Source organism: Flavobacterium sp. (genome assembly GCF_017985075.1).
Lineage (GTDB): Bacteria > Bacteroidota > Bacteroidia > Flavobacteriales > Flavobacteriaceae > Flavobacterium.
Window position 1 is genome coordinate 1 of the sequence record NZ_JAGNYF010000100.1, and the last position, 3876, is coordinate 3876.

At 28.4% G+C, this 3876-nt stretch carries 4 protein-coding genes and 1 pseudogene; 2 read left to right on the top strand and 3 right to left on the bottom strand.

Annotated elements, in window-relative coordinates:
* From KA468_RS10810 to KA468_RS10820, 3 genes and pseudogenes are all read right to left on the bottom strand, one after another.
* A pseudogene (locus KA468_RS10810) lies at window positions 1-257 on the bottom strand (efflux RND transporter periplasmic adaptor subunit); the annotation flags it as partial.
* Window positions 258-275: 18 nt separating this feature from the next.
* Window positions 276-1613, bottom strand: coding sequence for a TolC family protein (locus KA468_RS10815; protein WP_291242942.1), 1338 nt, complete (start codon window positions 1611-1613; stop codon window positions 276-278).
* 10 nt (window positions 1614-1623) lie between these two features.
* On the bottom strand, window positions 1624-2220 hold the full coding sequence (locus KA468_RS10820; RefSeq protein ID WP_291242943.1) for a TetR/AcrR family transcriptional regulator: 597 nt from the start codon (window positions 2218-2220) through the stop codon (window positions 1624-1626).
* Between the two features lie 172 nt (window positions 2221-2392).
* Between KA468_RS10820 and KA468_RS10825 the strand changes: the two genes are divergently transcribed.
* A complete protein-coding gene (locus KA468_RS10825; RefSeq protein ID WP_291242944.1) occupies window positions 2393-3367 on the top strand; it encodes a polyprenyl synthetase family protein in 975 nt (324 codons plus the stop codon).
* 43 nt (window positions 3368-3410) lie between these two features.
* Window positions 3411-3764, top strand: a complete 354-nt coding sequence (locus tag KA468_RS10830) for a hypothetical protein (RefSeq protein ID WP_291242945.1) — start codon at window positions 3411-3413, stop codon at window positions 3762-3764.
* Window positions 3765-3876: the final 112 nt, after the last annotated feature.

Below are 3876 nucleotides of genomic sequence, written 5' to 3' on the forward strand. Positions count from 1 at the left end.
GTATTTACATTTCCTTGAATTTCTAAATAATGATTGAAAACAGTGTCTTTAACCTTTACTACCGATACCAATGCTTCAGATTCTGGTGCTTTATTACCTTTAAGTAATGCTGCATCTATTTTTTCTAATTCCGACTGAATAGTTGCTTTTCTATTTTTTAATTCGGTGATATTTTTATCTTTAATTAAATCATCCGTTGATTTTTCTCCACAAGCTATAAGTAATAAACTGGTGGCAATAAGTACTACTTTTTTCATATCTAAGTTCATTTATTTTTAGTTAACTAATTTTTCTAAAGTTGCTTTTTTATTTATAATTTCAAGCATTGCTTGTAATGTTTCTTGTTGGGCAGAATATAATTGTTTTTGAGCTTCTGCAAAGTCAAAACTTGACGACAAACCTTCTTTAAATTTTATTTGTTGTTTCGCTTCAATTCGTTCTGCTAATTTTAAATTGGCCTGAGCGTTATTGTATTGATTAATACTATATTCGTAATCGCTTTTGGCTTTTTGATATTGTAATTTTAATTTTTGTTCTGTTTCTGTAAGTTGGGTTCTTGATTTTTCTAAATCAATTTTTGCTTGTTGAACACGAGAATTTCTTCCGCCACTACTAAAAATTGGCACATTTAATCCCACGCCAACATTTGAAAAATTACTCCATTTTTGAGTTGCGTTCATAAATGAAAATTCATTTGAAAAGGCATTATATCCAAAGTTAACTTGTGCGCCCAACGATGGCAAACCTTTACTTTTTTCTAATTTAACTAAAAGTTGTTTGCTTTCTTCTACATTTTTACCAATTTTATAATCGATATTTTCGTTTACATTAAATTCAGATGCTAATAATTGTAAATCAATGTTATTTTGAGTTAAGTTATTTAATTTTTCTGTTAATACGATGGCATCATCTAAATTAATTCCTAACAATAATTTTACCATATTTAAGGCAATAACTCTTTGTTTAGTTACGTTTTCTAATGCGTTGTTTACAGAATTTAATGTAATTTGAAGTTGTTCAATAGTTTCTTCTTCAATTAATCCGTTTTTATAAATTTCTTTTGTGTCGGATAGAATTTTTTCTAAAACGGTCTTATTTTTATTGATAATTAAAATACTTTCATCTGCTAAAAGCACATTTCCGTAAGAATTAATTACAATTTCTTTAATTTCTTGATTCGTTTTTTCTTTGGCGTTTTCAGAAATTTTTAAATACGTTTTAGCCGATTGTAAACCTACCAAATACGAACCATCAAAAATAAGTTGACTCAATGTTAGATTTCCGATAGCTACGTGTTTTGTACCAAAAGCCAATAACATAATTTCATTTGGATTTGCCATAGGATTAAAAGCATTTGCTGCAGCTCCTTGCTTGGTAAATTCAAATGTGTTTTGGTAATTTACAGAACCATTTAATTGAGGCAATCCCATTGTAGTGGTTTCCCATTTTTTTTGCTTGGCAAGTTCTAAATCTCTGTTAGCGTTTAGTACGCTATAATTGTTCTTTTGGGCTTGTTCAATCGCTTGTTTCAGCGTAAAACTTGTAGCTTCTGTTTGCGAGAAAACTTGAATGGCACTCAAAAGAAACAGAAATACTGTTATTTTAATCTTCATTGTTTTAAATTTAATTATTTATAATCTGTAATTGTTTTTCTAATTCTATTATTCCAGCTAAAGTTGCCATAGCACGAATATGATATTCTAATGCTTTGTGTTCTAAATTATTAGCTTCTTTTTCTAATGCTGTATTTTCGCTAATGCTAAAAATTAGAGTGTAATAAAACTTGACATAATTTTCAACATCAATTTGTTCTCGGTACAAACCTTCGGAAATTCCTTTTAAAATATTATCTCGAAAACAGCCTTCGCAAATTTCAATTTGATAGCCCACTACTTTTTGATACACTTCTGGATAATACTTTTTTAATTGATATACTGGAGAGGTTTCGCTATATTTAAACATCTCTTTAAACATTCTTCGAATCTCGAAATTTTCTTCAATGGCATTAAAATTTTTAGAAACAATGTTGTCAATTGTCTCTCTAACTTCTTTATAAACCATTTGGGTGCTTTCTTCAATCAACAATTCTTTATTAGAAAAATATTTATAAATTGTTTTTTTAGAAATACACATATCGCAGGCAATATCATCCATAGTAATGCTCTTGAAACCTAATTTCAAAAACATGTCTTTAGCTTTATTGACAATTTTATCCTTCATATTAAATGTAATTTCTTGATATTAATTAAATATTCTAATTAATTTCGATGACAAAACTACAACAGAAACTTTTAAAACTAAAATAGTTTCCTTAATCTTCACATAAATTTAACATTTAAATTATTAAGCTATTTTGTAATTATTAGTTTAAATTTACAAAAAAATTACAACTATGCTTTCATTATCAGAATACCAGAGTGTTATTTCGGAGGAATTTTCTAATTTACATATAAACAAACACCCAAAAAATTTATACGAACCAATTGATTATATTTTATCACTTGGAGGAAAAAGAATTCGTCCCGTTTTAACATTAATGGCAGCTGATATTTTTGATGGCGATTATAAAAAAGCGATTTCTGCAGCCAAAGCCGTTGAAGTATTTCATAATTTTTCATTAGTTCATGATGATATAATGGACGACGCGCCTTTGCGTAGAGGAAATGAAACCGTTCATGAAAAATGGAACATCAATACGGGTATTTTATCTGGTGATGCCATGTTGATTTTAGCTTATCAATATTTTGAAGATTACGAACCAATAATATTTCAGAAATTAGCAAGATTATTTAGTAAAACCGCCTTAGAAGTTTGCGAAGGACAACAATATGATGTAGATTTTGAAACCCGTGATGATGTTACCATTTCGGAATATTTAAAAATGATTGAATTTAAAACGGCCGTTTTATTAGGAGCAGCTATGAAAATGGGCGCTATTGTAGCAGAAACTTCAGAAGAAAATGCTGATTTAATTTATAATTTTGGATTAAATTTAGGTATTGCTTTTCAATTACAAGACGATTATTTAGATGCTTTTGGAAACCCAGAAACCTTTGGAAAACAAGTAGGTGGCGACATTATCGAAAACAAAAAAACCTATTTATATTTAAAAGCAATGGCGTTTTCGTCTGAAGAAAACAAACAACAATTATTGCATTTATTTTCTATACAACCCAATGATAATTCGGATAAAATTGATTCTGTAAAAACAATTTTTAATACTTCAGGTGCCAGCAAAGCCACACAAGACGCGATTGCTAACTACACTGAAATAGCTTTTGAAACACTGGAAAAAATGAAAATTTCCGAAGATAAAAAAATGGTTTTAAGATTGTTTGGCGAAAAATTAATGAACAGAAAGGTATAATCAATGTGCCAATTTCCGATGTGTCAATTTTCAATTTAAAAAAATGAATTATTTAGCGCCAACATCCATCGATTCATTAATTGAAGAAGCTGAAGAGCAAGATTTATATTTCAAATTAATTGAGCAAACCAATAAAGATTTTGCTTTAGCAAATGAAAATATTGATATTCCTTTGGATATTTTCCCATTTGAATTAAAGCTTTTGATTCAGGAGAAAATTATAAAATTAATCAATTACAAATTCGCAGAATACTTAAATTTACTATATATTATTGATGTTTCCGAAGATCAAATAAAAAAATTGGACGGTTCAGATTTTTTTAAATTATCCGAAGACGTGACGTTTTTAATTTTAAAACGCGAATGGCAAAAAGTATGGTTTAGAAATAAATATTAATTTATTCCAGCTCTTTCTTTAAAATTACTTTATTCCACAATTCATTTCCTTCTTTATCAAATAATGTTAATTTCATTTGACGGGTGTCTTTTTCGCCAGAAAATGATAATGT

Coding starts and splice junctions, on each gene's coding strand:
- KA468_RS10820 (WP_291242943.1), bottom strand. CDS start 2,220: ATGAAGGATAAAATTGTCAATAAAGCTAAAGACATGTTTTTGAAATTA.
- KA468_RS10825 (WP_291242944.1), top strand. CDS start 2,393: ATGCTTTCATTATCAGAATACCAGAGTGTTATTTCGGAGGAATTTTCT.
- KA468_RS10830 (WP_291242945.1), top strand. CDS start 3,411: ATGAATTATTTAGCGCCAACATCCATCGATTCATTAATTGAAGAAGCT.
- KA468_RS10815 (WP_291242942.1), bottom strand. CDS start 1,613: ATGAAGATTAAAATAACAGTATTTCTGTTTCTTTTGAGTGCCATTCAA.